The 19,301-nt window shown below is 54.4% G+C and carries 8 protein-coding genes and 1 pseudogene; 5 read left to right on the top strand and 4 right to left on the bottom strand.

Translation table 11 applies throughout. The features are described from left to right. Nucleotides 1-72: 72 nt before the first annotated feature. The 4 genes and pseudogenes from DVK06_RS14320 to DVK06_RS14305 all read left to right on the top strand — a co-directional run. Nucleotides 73-267, top strand: coding sequence for a hypothetical protein (locus DVK06_RS14320; RefSeq protein WP_233561750.1), 195 nt, complete (start codon nucleotides 73-75; stop codon nucleotides 265-267). A 130-nt stretch (nucleotides 268-397) separates the two neighbouring features. Further along, a complete protein-coding gene (locus DVK06_RS14315; RefSeq protein WP_121600780.1) occupies nucleotides 398-4,801 on the top strand; it encodes a surface glycoprotein in 4,404 nt (1,467 codons plus the stop codon). Between the two features lie 621 nt (nucleotides 4,802-5,422). Next, on the top strand, nucleotides 5,423-7,378 hold the full coding sequence (locus DVK06_RS18475) for a hypothetical protein (RefSeq protein WP_147438116.1): 1,956 nt from the start codon (nucleotides 5,423-5,425) through the stop codon (nucleotides 7,376-7,378). Continuing rightward, a pseudogene (locus DVK06_RS14305) lies at nucleotides 7,368-7,761 on the top strand (RNA-guided endonuclease InsQ/TnpB family protein); the annotation flags it as partial. The gene DVK06_RS18475 and the pseudogene DVK06_RS14305, both read left to right, overlap by 11 nt. Nucleotides 7,762-7,948: 187 nt before the next feature. Here the strand turns inward: DVK06_RS14305 and DVK06_RS18470 are convergent. After that, nucleotides 7,949-13,981, bottom strand: coding sequence for a S8 family serine peptidase (locus DVK06_RS18470; RefSeq protein ID WP_147438115.1), 6,033 nt, complete (start codon nucleotides 13,979-13,981; stop codon nucleotides 7,949-7,951). Between the two features lie 368 nt (nucleotides 13,982-14,349). Here DVK06_RS18470 and DVK06_RS14290 point away from each other — a divergent pair, with 368 nt between their 5' ends. Next, nucleotides 14,350-17,022 (top strand): right-handed parallel beta-helix repeat-containing protein, encoded by a 2,673-nt coding sequence (locus DVK06_RS14290; RefSeq protein ID WP_121600778.1) that lies wholly within the window; start codon nucleotides 14,350-14,352, stop codon nucleotides 17,020-17,022. Between the two features lie 410 nt (nucleotides 17,023-17,432). Here the strand turns inward: DVK06_RS14290 and DVK06_RS18465 are convergent, their stop codons facing one another. The 3 genes from DVK06_RS18465 to DVK06_RS14280 form a co-directional block, all read right to left on the bottom strand. Further along, nucleotides 17,433-18,041 (bottom strand): hypothetical protein, encoded by a 609-nt coding sequence (locus tag DVK06_RS18465; RefSeq protein ID WP_147438114.1) that lies wholly within the window; start codon nucleotides 18,039-18,041, stop codon nucleotides 17,433-17,435. Further along, complete coding sequence (locus tag DVK06_RS18460) at nucleotides 18,001-18,687, bottom strand: hypothetical protein (protein ID WP_147438113.1); 687 nt, start codon at nucleotides 18,685-18,687, stop codon at nucleotides 18,001-18,003. Before DVK06_RS18460 ends, DVK06_RS18465 begins: the two co-directional genes overlap by 41 nt. Nucleotides 18,688-18,902: 215 nt before the next feature. Next, on the bottom strand, nucleotides 18,903-19,301 hold a 399-nt coding region (locus tag DVK06_RS14280; RefSeq protein ID WP_147438112.1), incomplete at its 5' end, for a zinc ribbon domain-containing protein.

Below are 19,301 nucleotides of genomic sequence, written 5' to 3'. Positions count from 1 at the left end.
CTAAAGCATGGAATGCAGCGTGAGATAGCACTATATCGAACCTACACCAGAGTATGACACTGTGAACCAAGAATGAGTGAAGCAATGAGTGATGAGAATAGCACCGACGACGACACGACCGGACCCACAGATCAGGTACGTACCTCCGTTGAGGTTGACCGTCAACTATGGCGGCAGGTCCGTGCTGAGGCCGTCGGAGAAGGAAAAAACGTCTCCGAAAAACTTGAGGAGATCCTCGAAGACTATTTCGGAGACGACTCCACATGACCACACACAAACGACATGAGTTTATGTTCGACACGCCGGGTAGACCGGCATCACAACTGAGGTATCGCATGACAAAACTAATCACATCAGCTGCGGACGCGGATGTCCAAGCTCACCAGGAGGTGTCTGTATGAGCGGTACACGCAAGCAAGTTCAAGCAGTCCTGTTTGCTGCGATCATGGTAACCTCCATGGTCGCTGCCGGATTCGCCGGAGGTGCCGCTGCTCAAAGTACTGCTGACCCGACCTTCGATTTGAGTGACATCGAAGATCAGTCACCGTACTTCCCTGGAGAGACTGTTGAGTCAAGCGTTGAGCTGAATCCCGGTTCAGGCTACAATACTAGTGCCAACTACTCAATTCGGGTTGAGGTAATTGGCCCTAATGGCGCTGTCGACCTCGACAACGAAGAGGGATTCTCGTTCAACAGCATTGATCTCTCCAGTCTGGTGAACGCCGATGGGGTCAACAATGACGGAATCCTCGTAGACTCGAACGACGACGTCGTGACGGTTTCTGGCAGTGCCGCGAACAATGTGGGGGCCGCCACAGGCAACGTCAACATCACAGCAGCCGATGACGTGGCATCTGGCGAGTACACCTTCAGCGCAACTGTCGTCAATGTGGGTGGGAGTGAAAACACCGATATTGGTGATACCCAGAACGCCACGTTCGCGGTTACTGGTGTAGATGTCACGCCTGAGGAGGTTAGCGTTGGTAGCATCGAGACCATTGACGCTACGATCACCGACTACCCCGGTGGTTCGCTTGAGTATACCGTCACAGATCCGAGCGGTAACTCGATCACCTCCGGATCGACTTCGAACGCAGAGTTCAGCTTTGCGGGTGAATTCGACCAAGTCGGTGACTACGTGGTGACGGTGTCCGACAGTAACGGCAACAGCGTAAACACAACCGTCCAGTCCACGTACTCCTTCAACGCTAACATTACTCCGGCAAACGCTACCTTCGGAGACGAACTCAGCGTTGACGGATTCGTTGTTGACGGTGACGGAAACGCTCCCGACAACAACGGCGACTTCACTGTCCAGATTCGTGACGAAGACGGTACTCGAGCGAGCGCAAGCGTCTTCAGTGACGGTTCGTTCGGCCCGGTCACCCAGACTGTTGATGACGCCGGCAACTGGTCGGTTGTCCTAGTCAACACGGCGGATAGTACTAACCTGACCGATGAGACGGTCACGGTTGCGCCGGAAGACGCGACGCTCTCGGCCAACTTCGAGGGCAACAACCGCGCGTTCACCGCGGAGACCTACACCTTCACGCTTGAGGACGCGAGCGGTAGCGGCCTTGACGTGACCAAGGACGCCAGTAGTGGCGTTGACGGCTACCTCAACGTCACCGGCCCCTTCGTTGACACTGGGGATCTTGGCGGTCAGGCCTCTGTGGCCGCTGTTGGGCCCACGGATACTGATGGAAACATCGAGTACGTCCACCTCAACACAGATGCCGACGGTGCCGCAGCACTGAACGCGACGCCCGCCGATGCGGATGCGATCGGCGTCAGTCTCGAGGTTGATTCTGGTAGCGACAAGTTCGACGGTGCCGAAGACACCGCCGTGGAGTCCTTCGACAGCCCGGACTACGTCGCTGGTGATGTCAGCCTCGACGTTGCGCCGCTTGACGACCTCAACGTTGACACGACTGTCAGTCCGAACGGCCAACTTTCGGTCAACGGCAGTGTCAACGCCACCAATGCGATTGATGTCACCGTCATCGGCTCTGACAACGACGGGCCCGGTGCGGGCAACGACATCGCGTACGCGAACGTCACCCTGTCGAGCACTGACTACGACATTGACACCACCACGAACCTGAGCGGGAGCGACTCCACCACGTTCGATAGTGCTCTGGAGAACTTGGATCAGGCTGGCTCGGTCTCCGTCGAAGTCGTCGCCTACGACGGCAACGACACTGTGATCGACACGTACACCGAGTCCTTCGACGTTGACGGCGACGTCCTCGTTGACTTCTCGCCCACCTCGGCGACAGTCGACGAGAACACGACCGTCACCGTTCAGCTGACCAACGCGGCTGGTGACAACGTCCCCGGTCGTACCATCACACTCGACGGCTCGGCGCTGGATTCGGAGGTCAGCCTCACCGGCGACAATCTCGTCGGACTGAACCCGTCCACGTACGAGCTCGAAAACGTCCAGTACAACTCCACGGGCACGGTCAACCTGACGGTTGACGACGGCAACCGGCGGACGGTTGATGTCGAAGAAGCCATCACCGTCACCGGTGACAGCCGGTTCGAACTCCGCACGGACGACGAACTGCTCACCACCGCGACCGACGATGTCACCTTCGAGGTCTTCAACCTCGAGACTCAGTCGGTCGAAAACGACTCGGCTACCCTGTCCGACCTCGCTGACGACCTCACGCTTGAGCAGGATGGGACCGACCTGACCGGCTTCGCGGCTAGCGTCGACGATGCCGCTAACGGGACCATCCTCGTTGAGGATGTCCAGGTCGACAGCGCGTCCACGGTCAACGCGACTGCGCAGACCGACAACGCGCTCCAGGGTAGCGGCACGATCAATGTTGTCGAGCCGGTCGTCGAGACGGACCTCAGCGGTGACCTCACCGAGGGTGTCACCACCGAGGATGTCACCGTCACCGTGACGGACCCGCGCGACGGCTCCGCGGTCGACAACGGTACGATCCAGTTCACCGCCAACGGCACCGCGTTCAACGTCAGCGGAACTAACGTCTCTGATACCGGTACCACGCCGGTGGCTCTGGACGCGAACGGTGAAGCGGTCGTGAGCATCACGCCCGACACCGTGACCGACGCTGCGAACACGACACTCGACATCGCAGCCCAGAACGACAGCGGTCCGGACTTCGCTGGCACGACCCAGGTCGGCGCTGGCAACCTCCAGATCGCCGAACGCGAAAGCGGTCAGGACGTCGAACTCCGCAATGAGGTTGAGTTCGACTCCGAGGAGGACGTGACGTTCGTCCTACGTGACGCCAACGGTGCCCGTATCGGCGCTCGCAACGTCAACGTGACCGGCACGAGCTTCGATGCGGACACCGAGGAGGGCTTCTTCGCGATTAACTTCGCGAACGAAGACCTCACTCAGGGTGACACGCTCGAATTCAACGTCGCCAGCGACTACGACAGCAGCGAGATTACGGCCGCGACGGTCGACGTGACGGAGAACCTCCAAGAGGTCTCCCTGAACGCGTCTGTCGCGTCCGACTCGGTTGTCCAGGGCAACAACTTCGACTTCACGGTTATCCGCTCGGACTTCAGTGAGGACACTGAGGCGACGCTCACGTTCGTGAACGCGTCTGGTGATACCGTCCGCACGACGTCGACTGGCGCCATCGACACCAGCGACTACGGTGTTGTTGACTCCAGTAGTCTCGAGACGGGCGACTACACGGTCGAAGTCAGCAAGGTTGACTCCGACACGAAGACGTTCACCAACGACACGGTCAGCGTGACCGTGACGGAGCGCATCACCGACGTGTCGCTTGACCCGAGTACGGTCGACGCGAACACGACGGTCGAACACGACCTCCAGTTCACGGCACTGGGTGTCAGCGGTGACGGTAACACCGACACGCTCGTGGCCACGCTGCCCGCAAGCGCGAGCTTCGTGGACACCGACAACGCCACGATCAACGTGACGGACGCGAACGGCAGCGAAGTCAGTATCACTGGCAGCCCGACGCTGTCTGGCGTGAACAATGGCACGAACAACCAGCTCAAGTTCGATATCTCGCCCGAGCAGGACATCGACGCGACGGTGGACGCAACCTTCGAGGTTGCGTTCCCGAACGTCAGCGAGTCCACGACGGCAGATATCACGCTGGAAGTTCAGGACAGCACGGAAGGAACGTTCACGGCGACGACGCCCGTGACGATCCAGCCGGCTGACGCTGAACCCGCGCCGACCGCGACGGTGACGTTCGACGACCAGACGGTCGAGAATGGTTCCGCGAACGTGACGGTCGCCTCGGCGAACCTCTCCGAGGGTGGCTTCGTCGCCATCCACTCGACGCCCGTGAACCCGGACAACGGCACGCCGGTCGACACGGTCGTTGGTGTCTCCGAGTACCTCGGCAACGGGACTTCGGAGAACATCACGGTCACGCTCGACGAGCCGCTGACGGAGAACCAGACCCTGGTCGCGATGCCGCACCTCGACACCAACGGTAATGAAGTGTACGACTTCGTCACGTCGAACGGTTCGGCTGACGGCCCGTACACCGAGGACGGCGCGGCAGTGGTCGACAGCGCGTCGATCACGGTCGAGACTGTCGAAGGGCCCGGGGACATCACCGACAATGGTGAGCCCGCGACGGACCTTGACAGCGACGGCCTCTACGAGGACATCGACGGTGACGGCGAACTCACCATCTTCGACGTCCAGGCGCTGTTCGACGAGCGCGGCAACATCGCATCGGAGAACGTCCAGTTCTTCGACTTCGATGACAACGGTGAACTGGACATCTTCGACGTCCAGGCACTGTTCGACCAGCAGCAAGACGCCTAACACACACAACCACCGCCCACCCGCGGGCGGCTGACTGTCACACGCTCGCAGTGCGGTTCATTTTTTGTCCTGCTTGCTTCCGTAGCGACGCGACTTCACTATCCTAGTTTCGAGTAGTTGCGCGAGCACGGTGCTGTTTGACATCTTCCTCCGGCTAAAGCTGGAGGAATCTAGAGCGTTGGGATATCACCCGGATTTGGATCAGAAGAGCCGTGTACGCCCACGGATCACGGGGGTCCCGGGTAACTCCCTCTCGGCTTCTTTGTACCGGCTTAATCTTTATGCGATTTTTAGTGGATGTAGTAGCGTCCAACGTTCCACAGTTTCGAGGTGGAGAACCCTTACTGGTCGAAGTCATTATTAACCTGTGAGTGGTTCATGATGCGTGCGGGGTAGGTCCGGGTTGTCCCCAGCATCGTTCTGTTCTCCGTAACTGGCTTGGAAAAATAAATGTTGAGAGTAACGACTAGACGTTGGATATCCGGTTGGAGTGGCGTCGGTGGAGTATCGGTCAGAGTGTCGGACTCATCCCGCGGCTAAAGGCGCAGGAATCTCCTTGTTCTTTATCAACTTAGAGAATCCCTTGCGAGTGTTTAACCGACCCCTTCATCGATAGCAAATATGGATCGGGTTCGAGAATGGGTGGCTACACAGGGACGGCTCCGGTCACGACGAACAGTACTGAAGGGAGTTTTGAGCGGGGTCACAGCAACAAGTCTCCCCAGAACTGTGACACAAACCGGCGAAAGCGACCTAGAGCCAACTTTGGGAGAACGCTTGCCTCTCAATTTTTCACTCCCCGACAACCCAACTGTGGGAACTTCCAGCACAATCGGTGTCACTGTTTCGGTTCCAGATCTTGGACTGATTCGTGATCCCGAAGAGAGACTCACAGTCCGGCTTCTAATTGATGATACACAAGTTGCCGAGCGACAGCAACCGGTACGACAGGGTGACGAAAGTGAGTTCTCATTCGAACACACGTTTGAAACGACTGGCACGAAGACCATTACTACTGAGACTACAGTCGAGTTTCCGATCGGGACCCTCAAAAATAGCATTTCACAACCGATCGACATCGTCGCACCGTCTATTTCCGTAAGTGGGGCGGCGTTTCCTCTCCCCGAAGCGCTCGAGGATGATATCGACCAGTACCGCTCGGACCACGACCTGCTACCGGAGTTTGTGTTTGTACTTGCGAATGGTGAACAGCAGTCTCTCGTTTTCACTGACACCGACCCCATCATTTCGAGTGTTGCTGTCGACGGGAGACGTTTGGGGGATTCAATTTCCTTTGGAGAACTGGATCTCGGGGTGCTTGTGGCGGAGAGCGCCACATTCGATACCGCAGCTACACAGACAACCGTCGACGATATCACCAATAATCCAGCACAATTTGCGTTCGATACCATCGAAGTATCGACGAGTCATACACGCACGGGGCTCCGGACGCGTTTTGCTGATGACGGCATCTCGTATCCAACAACCACCGGTGTCGCCGGAATCGACACAGCGCCCTCGACACTGTTTGGCCAGACTGGTGAACGACTTCGCACAATAGTTGAAGACCCCAGCAACGGAAGCCTCGAGTCCTTCATTAGCACCCACGACGAGTCACCACTGGTGACCCTTTCACCAGAAAACGGATTCTGGTATGGGACAACACCGACGCTTACTGGTCTTGTCGTTCCGGCCGGTGCAGCTGCTCGAGAGTTTCTCAGCCGTGTCGATCAAGAGGCTGTGTCGCTTCCCGAGCCTGACGCGCCGATTCTATACGTGAGTGACGTCGATCACGACCCCATCGAAGTTGCTGATGTTCCGAGTCTCATCCAACAGAGCAGCGAGTTAGCTGGAGATATCGTCCGGCTTGATGCTGCTGTCTTCCAGACGACGATCAGCGTCCAGGAGACGATGGAAGCAACGACAGCCTGTGGTGACGACCGTGTCCAGATTAAAGAGGCCTGTGTGGATGTGGTTAATGATGCCGTGCTCCACGGTGGCGTCGCGTGGTCTGGCCCACCCCAAGATCAGGGGGAGATGATCCCCCTGCTTGGGGTTTCGACCAAGGATCAGCTTGACCCACTCCAAGACCATCCTGGTAAATACGAGATAATCGGTGAAGTTGTCTCGACAGCCCGTATTGATGATGCGCTTCCAGATTCCGAGGTACTCGTTGTGTACGCAATAGAACGGACCGGCAATCTTGATTACGAGACCCTTGAGACCACCATCAAAACACGCATTGAGGACACGGTAGAAGCGTTCGTCTCCGAATTTGAACGGCAAGCGTCAGTCTCGGGTGACAACTTCGATCCCGACGTAGATCTTACACCAGTTGTCGGTGATAACCTACCACAAGATCTGACTGGTGACGGCCTGTACCGAGATATTCGCGGCGACGGGAAATTCGACATCTTCGATATTCAGACACTGTATGCGAACCTCGACACCCCTGCGATCCAAAATCAATCCGAGCTGTTCAATTTCGCCGGGAATGATCCTAATGAAGTAGACATTTTCGACGTTCAGGCGCTATATTCAGATCTTTCGAGCGGCAGTGACGTTTCTCACGAGTAACTCGCGAAACCGGGCAGGAGCGGCGTGGGGGACGTTCTTGCGAATGCTTCAATACAAGTGCGAGCGCGAAGGGACGTACTTCGTCGCAGTTGACCCAAAAGACACGACGAAGGAGTGCGCGTCCTGCGGTGTCAAGGCGGATTAAGCCGCTGTGGGTTCGTGAACACTCGTGTCCGTCGTGTGGATTCGAGGCGGACAGGGATTCGAACGCGGCGTGGAACATTCTTTCTCGCGGCCTCGAAGACGTAGGAGTGGGACACTCCGAATCAATGCCTGTGGAGACTGCGCTCCCTACGGACACCGATTCGGTGTCTGTAAAACGCGTCGTGGAAACAGGAAGCCCTACTCTCAAGGAGCGAACGGCGTTAGCGGTGATCGAGTAGGGCGGGGTAGTTCACCAGTTGCTCAGTACCATGCTGGTTTCTTCTCCAACCTACTCGCTCCCTCCGGTCGCTCTCTCCTCATGGATCGCAGGCCCGTTCGGATAGTCAGCGGGACCTTCGGTCCCACACGACTGGGGCCGGAGGCTCCACCTCGAAGTATGCTGAATTTGTGAAAGTCCTTGCCGAATCAGATCCCTCCGTAGAGCGCTTGGATATCGAAGACAGTCACTTCTGTCGGATCAGAATCTTCAGCGAAATTGAATGACTGCGGATACTCTTGGACTGACGCTGTATCGAGGTTCTCATACAGGGCTTGGACGTCGAAGACATCAACCTCACCGTCACCGTTAATGTCCTCATACGCGCCGTCTCCGTCCGGATCACGGGGCGGTAACTCACCAACAACGGGATCCGGAGTTGGCTGAGCTGTCGTCACCGCAAGCTCGCCTGTCTCCGCCGGTAGTAGATCATACGTCTGTACCTGCTCTCCAGCAACCTGTTGGTTATCAACTCTTAATCTCGTGGTTCCCGGTGTCTGTGACTGAAGCGTCACTGTCGCAACTGTTGTCTCGGTGGCTGCCGGGAACGCATTGTTGCCCATCCCAGCAGCGATGACAGCCGTCTCATTTGACTGAACGGTCGTGTCTGGGAACTCAGGATTATTTGTGAGTGACACATCCGTAATCGTCGCAACGGACGTATTCGCAACTGCGACGGTAATATTGTACGCACTAATGCCATCAGTTGTGTTCCGCACAACAACCGGAACTTCTACGACATTACCAGATGGAACCGGGTCTGACGGCGGAACAAGACCCACCTGTGTGTCAGCCGCCGCTTCAACTGTCAGCTCTGTGGCTGTTGCGACAACCGGTGACTCGATCGGTCCGACCACCGCACGGAGTGTCACGTTGGTTCCCGGCTCAACGGACAGTTCTTCACCCACGGTCAGCTCCCACGATGACTGTGACCAATCCGTTGAAACGGTCTCAGTCGCGATGACCTCAGATTCAGTGCCGGTGTCAGCAACGAGTGAGACTGTCTCTGCTTGGTCAACAGTACCGGCCACCGAGACGGTCAGCTGGTCGCCCACCTGGACGGTAGCTGGTGGCAACTTCGTCCACTCGATTGTAGCTGCGGGCCCAGCAGGCTCAATATCAAACGTACTCCACCCGGCAACGTGTTCGGAGGTGCCACTCCATGAGCCCTGTCGGACTTGTTGTTCGGGAACCGGGGTCCAGGTTGCGTGGTAGTCACGCCGGTCACCAGTCCAAGGATCTGTCGCCATAACCCGATACGAGTAGACGGGCACAACTGGTGCTGACGCAGTGAGGTTTAGCTGTGATCGCGTTTCGAACGAGTACGTTTCACCCGCTTGGAGCGTCTGTGAGTCTCCGGCTTCACCGTCGGGGCGCACCGTAACTGTCGTGTCATTTGCTGTCGCCGCCAGCACAACCTCAGACCGACTCTCCGGATTCTCTCTGCTAAAGGTTGGCTCGGCAGTAACGGTGTACTGGGTCCGTGCCTGTTCAACAGCAAGCGGCGTGTATGCGTAGGTTTGATCCATCCCCTCCCAGTCAGCGTGTTCGGCGACAAGGTGGACCGGTCCATCGGCGCGGAACTGTGTCCCTGCCGCAACCCCAGTCACGCTGGTAGCCCCATTTTCTGGCACCGTAATCGTTGTCTCGGCCGTCTGATCTCCGTCTTTATCGACCCGGACATCGGTTTCAACTGGCGCTGCGAGCCACACTGCGTCCGCCGCTAACGGGAGTATATACTCGTTGCCAAGCAGTGACTCTTCGGGGATGCCATACGCTTTTTCGCCGTCCTCATACGCCCCGAAGTTCGACGACCGGTACTGGTATCGAACCGTCAGGGGCTCGGTTGCCTCAATCGTCGCTCCCGGTGCCGGCTCACTGATGGTTACCGTTTCACCGGCCGCAAGCGAGCGTGTCACACCACCGGTTCCGTTGGCGTTGCTGTCGATCGTGATCTTCGTCGCTGCCTCTTGTGCCGTCAGTCTGAGGGCTGAGGTTTTGGCTGAACTCAACTCTTGGTCGTTGTTGGTAAATGGAACGTGATACCGGTAACTGTCGTCAGCGTCCTCCTCAATTGTGAGTGGAATTACAACTGAGTCTGTTTGCGTCGCAATCGTGAGCGCCGGTTCTGTGTCGGTCTGGTCGGGAACAGTGAACGCAAAAGTGACCGACGTTGTCTGGTTTGCGCCGAGTGTCACCTCAGTGGTGTCTACAACTGTCCCAGCGGGGCCGCGGAACGTAACGCGTTGTGTTGCTGTCTCGGTCCCCGTGTTCCAGACTGTTGCCGACACGGTACGGGTTTCCCCAGACTGGGCGCTGAGTGTCTCTGGATCCGGTTGTACAAGCCGGAACGCCGCCCTTGGAGGCTCGACACCCGGCAACACAATATCTTGTGTTATTGTGGTCCCTGGCTCGAGGCTCGGAATCGTGGCTTGTGAGCTCTGTCCCTGATAGGTGCTACGAACACGGTATTGGCCATCCGGGTCGACGCCAGCGAAAACGTAGGTGCCGTCTGACGCTGTTCGGGTCGTGTTTACCGTCGTCTCCCCATTGTCCGTGTCAGCGACTAACACGACTTCGACGTTCGGCAACGGTTCATTCGATTCGTTTGTTACAGTCCCTCGAATGATCGCCGGATCCGATTCGACTGGATCGACCTGAAGCGAGTCACTGTCATTGTCACTCACCACGGCGACTGTCACTGGCTGTTCAGGCACCTCTGCCGGCTGCCAGTCAAAGACGATATCCCGCCGCTCTCCACTTGTAAGGGTGACTGACTGTGTCGAGACTGGTTCATCACTTGGATTTTGTAACGTGAGTTGCTGTGTCGCTGCGGTGTCACCGGTATTTTCGATGGTCGCAACGATAGACACCTCTTGATCAGACCCGACTGCCGTCTCGCTTTGTGCTTCGTCGATTGTGACGGTAAAGTATGCGCCTGCTGGTGGGCCTTCGATGCTGAGATCTGTGGTTGCCACACTCTCATCAGTTTCAGCTATCACGGTGTAGCTACCCGTGTCTGCTGTTGTTGTTTTGATTTCAAACTCGACCGTGTCAGACGCTCCTCCGTCAAGAGTGACTGTTTTCGTCGCGTTCCCTACGCCAGATACACTCATTTTAACATCTGTACTGGCCCGCTGTTCACCGGTATTCTCGACTGTTGCTGTTGCCCTGACCGTTTCGCCCGCTGTGAGCGGACTGTTTACTTCGAGGTTTGTGATGACAAATTCGGCGGGAGCTGGCTGTTCAGAAATCACAATCGCTGTTGTGTCACTTTTGTTTGGCGTCTCAACGGTGGCAGTGTAGTCACCGTCGTCACCACGAGCTGTTCCAACGGAGAGAACCGTTTTGGTCGAACTTCCGGCGCCAAGCTGAACCGACGTCGTATCACGTCCAACCCCAGGCACGTCCAGTTCAACCGTTTTTGTCCCAGCGACATCGCCGATATTTCTCACTCTCGTCGTGACCTCGAGGGTGTTTCCTGCCTCAACAGGGCTGTTTGTCTCAGTAATGCTGATATCGAAGGTGGCCGGCTCCGGCCGTTCCTCGACGGTTACCAACCTTGTTACCGAGTCATCAGGACTCGCAACGCTTGCTGTGTACGTCCCATTGTCACCTACCACCGTCGGGACATCAAACTCGACCCGTTCTGTAGCGCCGGCTGTCAGATACACTGACGTCGACTCGGTACCGACCCTCGGAACATCGAATGTTATCTCCTTTGTACCCTCAATATCGCCGGTGTTCTGGATGGTTGCCGTCGCGTGTAGGCGTTCCCCCTCCTCAATGGGGCTTGATATGGCCGTACTCGAAACCCGGAACGTGGCCGGCTGTGCGGTCACCGTTGCCGTGGTGGAGCTATCAGCAGTACGCACCTCAATATCGACAGGTCCGCCGTCGCCCGGCTGTAACTCATACGTACACTCGGTTTGCTCGCTTGCTCCAGCAGCCAGAGATAGACTACGGCGACATTTCTCGTCTCCATTTATTGTGACGACACGATCTTGCGTGTCTGTTATGCCACCAGTGTTCTCAACGGTGGACTCGATCTGGAGCGTTCCGTCTGAGATCTCTGTTGTCTGAATGGTTGTGTCGAATTCGGCGGGGGTTGTGAGTTCGAACGCGTTGGTGGTCTTGGCTGTCCCAAGACTGTTATAGAGCAGATCGCGGTCATTTTCGACCCACATCTGGATTTTTGCGTCATACTGGCCACGAGGTGCGTCCGACTCAATTGCCCACGAAAGGCTCACGTCTCGCGATTCACCGGGTGTCAACTCGACCGTTTTTCCAGTCTGCGCGTCGTTATCCCGCCATACTCCGTCAGGACCTTGAACACTGTATCCCACGAAGAACTCATGTGTCCGGTCACCGGTGTTTGTGACTGTTACCTCTGCGGTGACTGCGTCATTCTCCTGTGTATATCGATCCTCTGGGCCAACAGTAGACGACTCGATGCGGCCATCGATCCACAGTTCAATAATCGCTTGATGAACGTTAATGGCTCCGTATCCGTATCGGCTGTCCTGTGTACCAATTGCTGCCGGGGCGTCACTTTCGTCCCAGCTCTCTGGTTTCTGAGCTGTCTTTTGAAGGGCGTTGGTGACCTCCGCTTCTGTCAGTTCATCATTTTCGTCAAGTGCATACAGTAAGGCAGCCGCCCCAGAGACGTGTGGGGTCGCCATACTTGTGCCACACTTGAACTCGTATTCGTTGCCCGGAACGGTACTGGGAACACACCCGGGTGCGGTCACACGCGGTACAATATACTCATCAGGCCACGAATCCGGTGGATCTGGGGCAACAAGCCCTCCCCAAGCGTTATCGGTAACAATCTTTTCACCACTTGACGAATCATACACTTCATCGTTAGTGGTAGCGACACTCCCTACACTGAGTGTTTCATACACATTTCCTGGTGACCCAGAAGATCCTGCTCCGGAATTTCCGGTTGCGCCCACGACCAACGTGCCACTAATCCGTGCGTTTCGAACGTGCTCTATCATATCATCGTTGTAACACGACTTAGAGAACGGGCCCCCAGTACAGCCGAAACTTGCCGAAATAACATCACCAGTAGCCGTCTGGTCCCACGCCCATTGCATGCCACTAGTAAACTGCTCGAAGGTCATCTCACAGCCATCCGAGTCACAGTTGAGTACAGCCCCATGATAGAACGTTGCCTCAGGCGCAACCCCGGTCCAAGCTGCCTCTCTTGACCCCCATGCGCCGTTGTTACCACCGACAACAGTGCCGCTCACGTGTGTCCCATGCCCATCTGGATCATTATCATGTGGGTCCGTATACTGTCGATTTCCGTTTTGATCGAAATCTGCCCACCTGTACGGTTCAATATCAATGTCTTGGTGGTTCGGATCGACTCCAGTGTCAAGGACGACGACTCCGGCTCCGTCTCCTTTTGTGTCGAACGTCTCCCACGCTCGTGGTGCGTTTATATACTTCACTCCAGACGCGTACTGATCCGGCAGCGCGTCAGTTCCTACCCGTGACTGGTTTACACGTTGTGAATTGATGTTCGCTTGATCGGGAGTAGCGTTGGTCGCAAATGTGGTGACATTGTATTCGTAATTTGGATGGATCCGCTCTACCCCGGGGATCGATCGGAGATCAGCTAGTGATGTGTTCGCCTCAGGAACGACAGAAATAGCGTTGATAATGGTATACCTATTCTTGACATCAATTCCTTCCACTGTATTGAGATGCCGGACTGCGGGTGCCTGTGCATCTACCGTCTGCTGTTTGATGACCTGTTGGTCGACAGGCTGAATTTGGCCTGTCCCTACATCCCGGTCTGCGCCGTTAGGTAGCTTAACTTCGCCCAGCCGGAGAATGATTCGCTCTTTTTGTAGCTCTCCTTGTTCAGTAAGTAATTCGGGATGGACAACCACAGAAGCTGGATCGTGGTTTTCAACAGCACGTTGATACGCCGTTTCAGTGAGATTTGGTTCGTTTACAGCGCTCTCAGTAGAGTTAGGTTCTGAACTGGTGTTCAGAGCAGCCAAATTCTCCGCTGAAGCGTCTACGCTCGTGGTTGTATGCGACACACCCTCTATTGCGGCAACTGACCCGACGATCGAGACACTAATACAACACAGGAGAAAAAATATAACAAGTAGCGAGGTCGTGTTGAGCCTAAATCTTGACTCACGAGTGTCTCGTGTCATTAGTTATTGTGCTGTCTACTCTCTGCCGCTTGAAGATGTTCGCTAAACCTTCTAGTGTCGGTGTCGACTAACATAGATGAGTATAGTTAACATACCGTATTAAATTTTAACCCGCTAACCAATTCCGGCTGTTCAATCCATTTGTGGTTCTAATCTGGGTTGACAACCTGTCATTTGAGATTATGAAAAAAGTCTGTTCTCTCACCCAACCTCTGAGGATCAGTCCGGAATCCAACCGGTCTGACTTATTATATTTATATAACCCCTAATCGATTGCCTCTCTCGTTGTCGGATGCGATTAGCTCCGTAGTGTGTGGCGTCATATATCATAGCAAAACTACTATAATATTTGACTACAACCCCTAACCATGATACGAGACAAACGATACACCACGCTACTGATTGTAGTCGTGGTTTTGAGTAGTGGTCTTTTCGCAGGGACAGTCGCTTCTAGTGTTCCAAATGAATTACAGACGCACGATGTTGGAGCTAGTGATGTTGTGGTTGAGCCGGGCGATTCGATTCAGGATGCGATCGCGACAGCGAACTCTGGTGACACCGTAACGATTCAGGAAGGGACATACGAGGAGAGTATTGAAATAAATAAACCGCTCACGCTCGTTGGTAATGGTGATGTAGTGTTAGATGGTAACAATATCGACACTGGTTACAATGAAATCAATGGTATCACCGTTACCGCTTCAGACGTTACCATAGAAGGAATCGAGGTACGTCGCTATCCTGACAATGGTATCTCAGTACTTGAGGGAGACCTGTTGACACGGTCGGTTACGCTTGATAACGTAGTATCCCGACTGAACGGCCATGATGGACTGTACATCGAGGCAACGACAGATCAGGCAGAACTCACGGTAACTAGCAGCCGATTTATTGATAATGGTGACTTGGGTATCCACGGCTCCGGTGAATTTGACTCGACCAATTTCACCGATATTGACGTTACTGAAAATGCTGACTCGGGGATTTTCATTGAAACGCTCCAAGCTAATGTCCTAAATTCGAGTATAACCAATAACGGCGATCGATCTGGGGAACACGGCCTTTCCATTCAAAATGCTGAAACGGTCAGTGTATCCAACACCACTATTTTTGAGAGTTATGAGGACAATATCAACATTGTTGGAACAGCTCCGCTAACTCGAACTGTAACGGTTGAAAACGTGTCGTCCCGAAATGCTGGGGCCGACGGTTTACTGGTTGAGGGTACGTCAGATCAATCGACACTCTCTATTGATAACAGTCAATTCTCTGGCAATGGAGACACCGGAATCGATACATTAGGCCAGCTTGACAACTTTGCCATTTCGAACTCCCAAATTAATGAAAATAATGACTATGGTCTTTCACCCGCGGCGACAACGGTAGACATTGATTCAATTAGGGTGAGCGAAAACGGGGCGTCCAGTATTTCATCCAGTGACGATGCCGGAATCCTTCTTGATAACCCTGAGACGGCGGTAATTACCAACTCTACGATACTGAGTAGCTATGATGATAACATCCGAGTTATCGGTTCAGATCCGTTGACCCGTTCAGTTGAGATTACAAACGTCTCCTCTCGACTGGCTGGTTCTAGTGGGCTTTCTGTTGCTCCAACAGATGAGCAGTCTGAGCTTCAAATCTCTGACAGTGAGTTCTCTGGCAACAATAACGCAGGCGTTACCACCACCGGTGAATTTGACATTGCCAACCTCTCCAGTACGACGGTGACCTCTAATGATGGTGATGGTGTCTACCTAGAGTCTCAATCCGTCGATATCGCTGATCTTGATGTCACTAGTAATGGTGACGATGGTTTCTCCGATGATAATGGCATTCTCATCGACAACGGCCAAACCACAACAATTGAGAACACGACGGTTACTGGAAGCTCCGAGACCAACATCTACATCGACGGAGAGCCTATCACTCGATCGGTTGTCATCACTAACGTTGTTGCATCACAAAGTCAGAACGGTGACGGAATTGCTGCTGTCGCAACCCCAGAACAGGATACGATCACTCTCACAAACATTTCTGCTGTCGGAAACAATGATGATGGTCTTGACATAGGGACTGCAGTACTCAACCTCGACCAGTCCACAGTTAACGGCAATGGAGATGTCGGAATCATCGCCACGCCTGACCGTGCGAATATCACTCGTTCGTCAGTTCAAAACAACGGAGATAACGGCATCCAATTCCTGTCACTTGGGACTGAGGCCACTGTCTCGCTCAACTCTATCCTGGGCAATGGTGAAGCGGCCGTCGTGAACGACCAAGAGGGGGTTACGGTAGATGCCCAAAACAACTGGTGGGGAACCGCTTCGGGCCCAAGCGAAGCCGACATTGTGGGTGACGTAAACACGAACGACGCCCTTGCTAGTCCCCCGGGCCTAAATGGCGTCATCAATCCCGCGGCGGTTACGGTTGAACCTACTGAGCAAACCTCGGTTGGGATCCAACTAGAGGGTGCTCGAAACGGCGTCACCGCGTATCAGTTCGACCTGAGTGTTGCGAACAGCTCAGTTGCCAATATTTCAGCAATCAACGCGACGAACGAGGCTGAATTTGTCGACATTAACGTCTCTGATGATGGCTCAGCTGCGAGTGTAAATGTCGGCATGGGCGACTCCCCGCATGAGGTAAACAACCCCACTGTGGTTAAAGTCACACTTACTACGGCTGAATTGGGTGAGACAACGCTGTCGCTCAGTGATGTCACTGCGACTGATCTCGATAACGAAGAGTACCTCCAAGGCGAAACCACCGGTGCGACAATTACTGTTAGTGAATCCGTGAGTCCGTCTCCGGTTGTCGGTGAAGACGAACCAAACGACTTGAATGGAGATGGACTCTACGAGGACATTGATGGTGACGGTGAGTTCGATGTTTTCGACGTTCAGGCGCTCTTCAATAATCGTGATTCCACTGCGGTCACCAGCAATCCTGAAGCATTCAACTTTGCCGGCGATGAAAATCCGGACTCAGTGAGTGTCTTCGACGTACAGGCACTGTTTACTGACCTCCAACAACAGTAGCGGATTCTATCTATAGGGGAAATGATTATTTTCTCTATTTTTGCGAGGAGCGAACCTTGTTCTCTATCATGGCTGCCGAACCTGACTGAGGCCCTTGATGCTGGGCTGTGTTGGTCAACGAATGGTCCAGACAACTGAAGCGAAACAGGTCTGCCGGGTGCTGTTTCCAAAGCCCGCATTCGGCGTCAAACCGTGTGGAAAGTACACGAGAGAGGATTTCTTGGAAATACTTTTTCGGATTGCTTCCGATCAGGAGTTCGCAAATATGGGTGGAAAAACGCTCCAGCTTGATCGTGACGAGCGTATCGATATCACCGCTGCGACTCGAAATTCGCTCAGTGGACTACCTACCCTACTTGCTCACGGCTAACGCCGTTCGCTCCTTGCTCGAAACAGCCAAACAGTACGTCTCACAGTGCTTGGAATAACGCCTGAACATCGAAAATTGTCACCTCATCCGGATTCTCGTCTCCGGCAAAATTGAATGCCTCCGGATTATTTTGTACAGCAGCACTATCGAGATTATTATAGAGTGCCTGAACATCAAAGACATCGGCCTCACCATCTCCGTCAATATCCTCATACAAGCCATCGCCATCCAAATCCTGTGCCGGATTTCCGTCCCCCACGATGTCGCCCGGAGAGCTCGGTTCCGGTTCACCAGCCCAGATTTCAGTATAGACTGGCTCACCAGAAAATTCTGGTCGCGTTGGACTCCATGACTGGTTGGTCACCGGGGCTGTAGTAAACTCTGGACGATCTGGACTCCACAATTGTTCTGTGACGAGTCGGTCTGTAAACTCGGGCCGATCCGGAAGCCACAACTGTTCGTGGACCAATGGAGAATCAAACGCTTTTGGATAACTGTCTGCCTGCGCTGAAGCCGTTGATACAGATGTGCCTCCGAGGAGAGTGACTCCACCAACCAATTTGAACAGTGTTCGCCGACAAACTGACATCCCAGTCAATTGGTCTTTTTTACTCTGCATTTGTATCATAATACAACTTTGTTTGGTCATACCAGAGTCCATTCTCTGAAGATAATCCTAAAGTATCTGGATTTTCAAGGGTGTTACCGCCAAATCCAACTCCACTGCCCGTTGTGGTCTCATTAGGGCCAAAGGCTGGACTCGAATCGACGAGGGTCCCTCCAACATCATCCCACTCTCCGTCCTCATTGGCATCTTCTTGTACCCAGATTCGGAACGCGCCCATCTCATCGCTAAACCACGTGATTCGGAATGGAATCCAACTTGGTTCCGACTCTCCTATATTGGTTCGATCTGAGAACGTGTCAAACTCTACTGCGTTTATAAATTCAGTCTCTCCACCTTCTGTCCGATATAATCTGAGTTCGTTATTGAGTTCTGGATATCTTCCGTCCGGATCCTCAAATGACCCACCCGCAACAAAGTAGTGGTTTTCAATATCCACAAACCGGACGTAGATGCCGAGATACACATCATCAGTTCGTCGAACTGTTGTTTCTATTCGGCCTTCTGCGGCGGCATCATTGTTCGCCGTCTCAAGCGATGGCTGATATATTGTTGCTTCCGTATTTTCATCGACTGACTCTACGCGGAGCGAGCCAGTACCCTCTACCGCATATTCCGTATCGACATAGTGCGTCTTGTCGAATTCCGAGAATGTTTCCCAGTTTTCCATATTGTCGACTTCCCACGACGGCGTATAAATGTTGGTACGGACCATCGGTCGCGTTAATTTGCGCAGAAACGCAAGACGGCAAGAGTACCCTGTGAGTTTTGGAAAGCCAATTTATATACCCCAAGATAGGTAGTAACTCCGGGAGAAACAGGACCTTCCTTCTCAGCTCCCCTTCTCGTTGATCCTCAGAACACGATCCGGTGAACTACCCTACCCTACTCACTCGCCGCTGACGCGGCTCGTTCCCTGAGGGTAGGGCTTCCTGCTTCCACGACGCGCTTTGCAGAAACCGTGGTGGTTCCCGTAGGGAGCGCAGTCTCCACAGGCGTTGATTCGGAGCGTCCCTCTCCTACTTGCTCGATACCGCGAGAAAGAATGTTCCACGCCGCGTTCGCATCTCTATCCGTCTCGAAACCGCAGGCAGGACAGGAATGTTCGCGGACCCACAACGGCTTCTCCGTCGAGACGCCGCACGCCGCGCACTCTTTCGTCGTCCCTCTCGGGTTGACCGCCACGAACTGCGTCCCCTCTCGCTTGCACTTGTACTCGAGCATCCGAAGGAACGTTCGCCACGCGGCAGACGCCGTAGTGCGGCTGTTCGACGGCGATTCGAG

This window comes from Halorubrum sp. Atlit-28R (genome assembly GCF_003665955.1).
GTDB classification, from domain to species: Archaea; Halobacteriota; Halobacteria; order Halobacteriales; family Haloferacaceae; genus Halorubrum; species Halorubrum tropicale.
This window is presented reverse-complemented; position numbering and strand designations above follow the sequence as displayed.

Excerpts from the sequence above, each read along its gene's own strand:
- DVK06_RS14320 (WP_233561750.1), top strand. The coding sequence starts at position 73 with ATGAGTGAAGCAATGAGTGATGAGAATAGCACCGACGACGACACGACC.
- DVK06_RS14315 (WP_121600780.1), top strand. The coding sequence starts at position 398 with ATGAGCGGTACACGCAAGCAAGTTCAAGCAGTCCTGTTTGCTGCGATC.
- DVK06_RS18475 (WP_147438116.1), top strand. The coding sequence starts at position 5,423 with ATGGATCGGGTTCGAGAATGGGTGGCTACACAGGGACGGCTCCGGTCA.
- DVK06_RS18470 (WP_147438115.1), bottom strand. The coding sequence starts at position 13,981 with ATGACACGAGACACTCGTGAGTCAAGATTTAGGCTCAACACGACCTCG.
- DVK06_RS14290 (WP_121600778.1), top strand. The coding sequence starts at position 14,350 with ATGATACGAGACAAACGATACACCACGCTACTGATTGTAGTCGTGGTT.
- DVK06_RS18465 (WP_147438114.1), bottom strand. The coding sequence starts at position 18,041 with ATGACCAAACAAAGTTGTATTATGATACAAATGCAGAGTAAAAAAGAC.
- DVK06_RS18460 (WP_147438113.1), bottom strand. The coding sequence starts at position 18,687 with ATGGAAAACTGGGAAACATTCTCGGAATTCGACAAGACGCACTATGTC.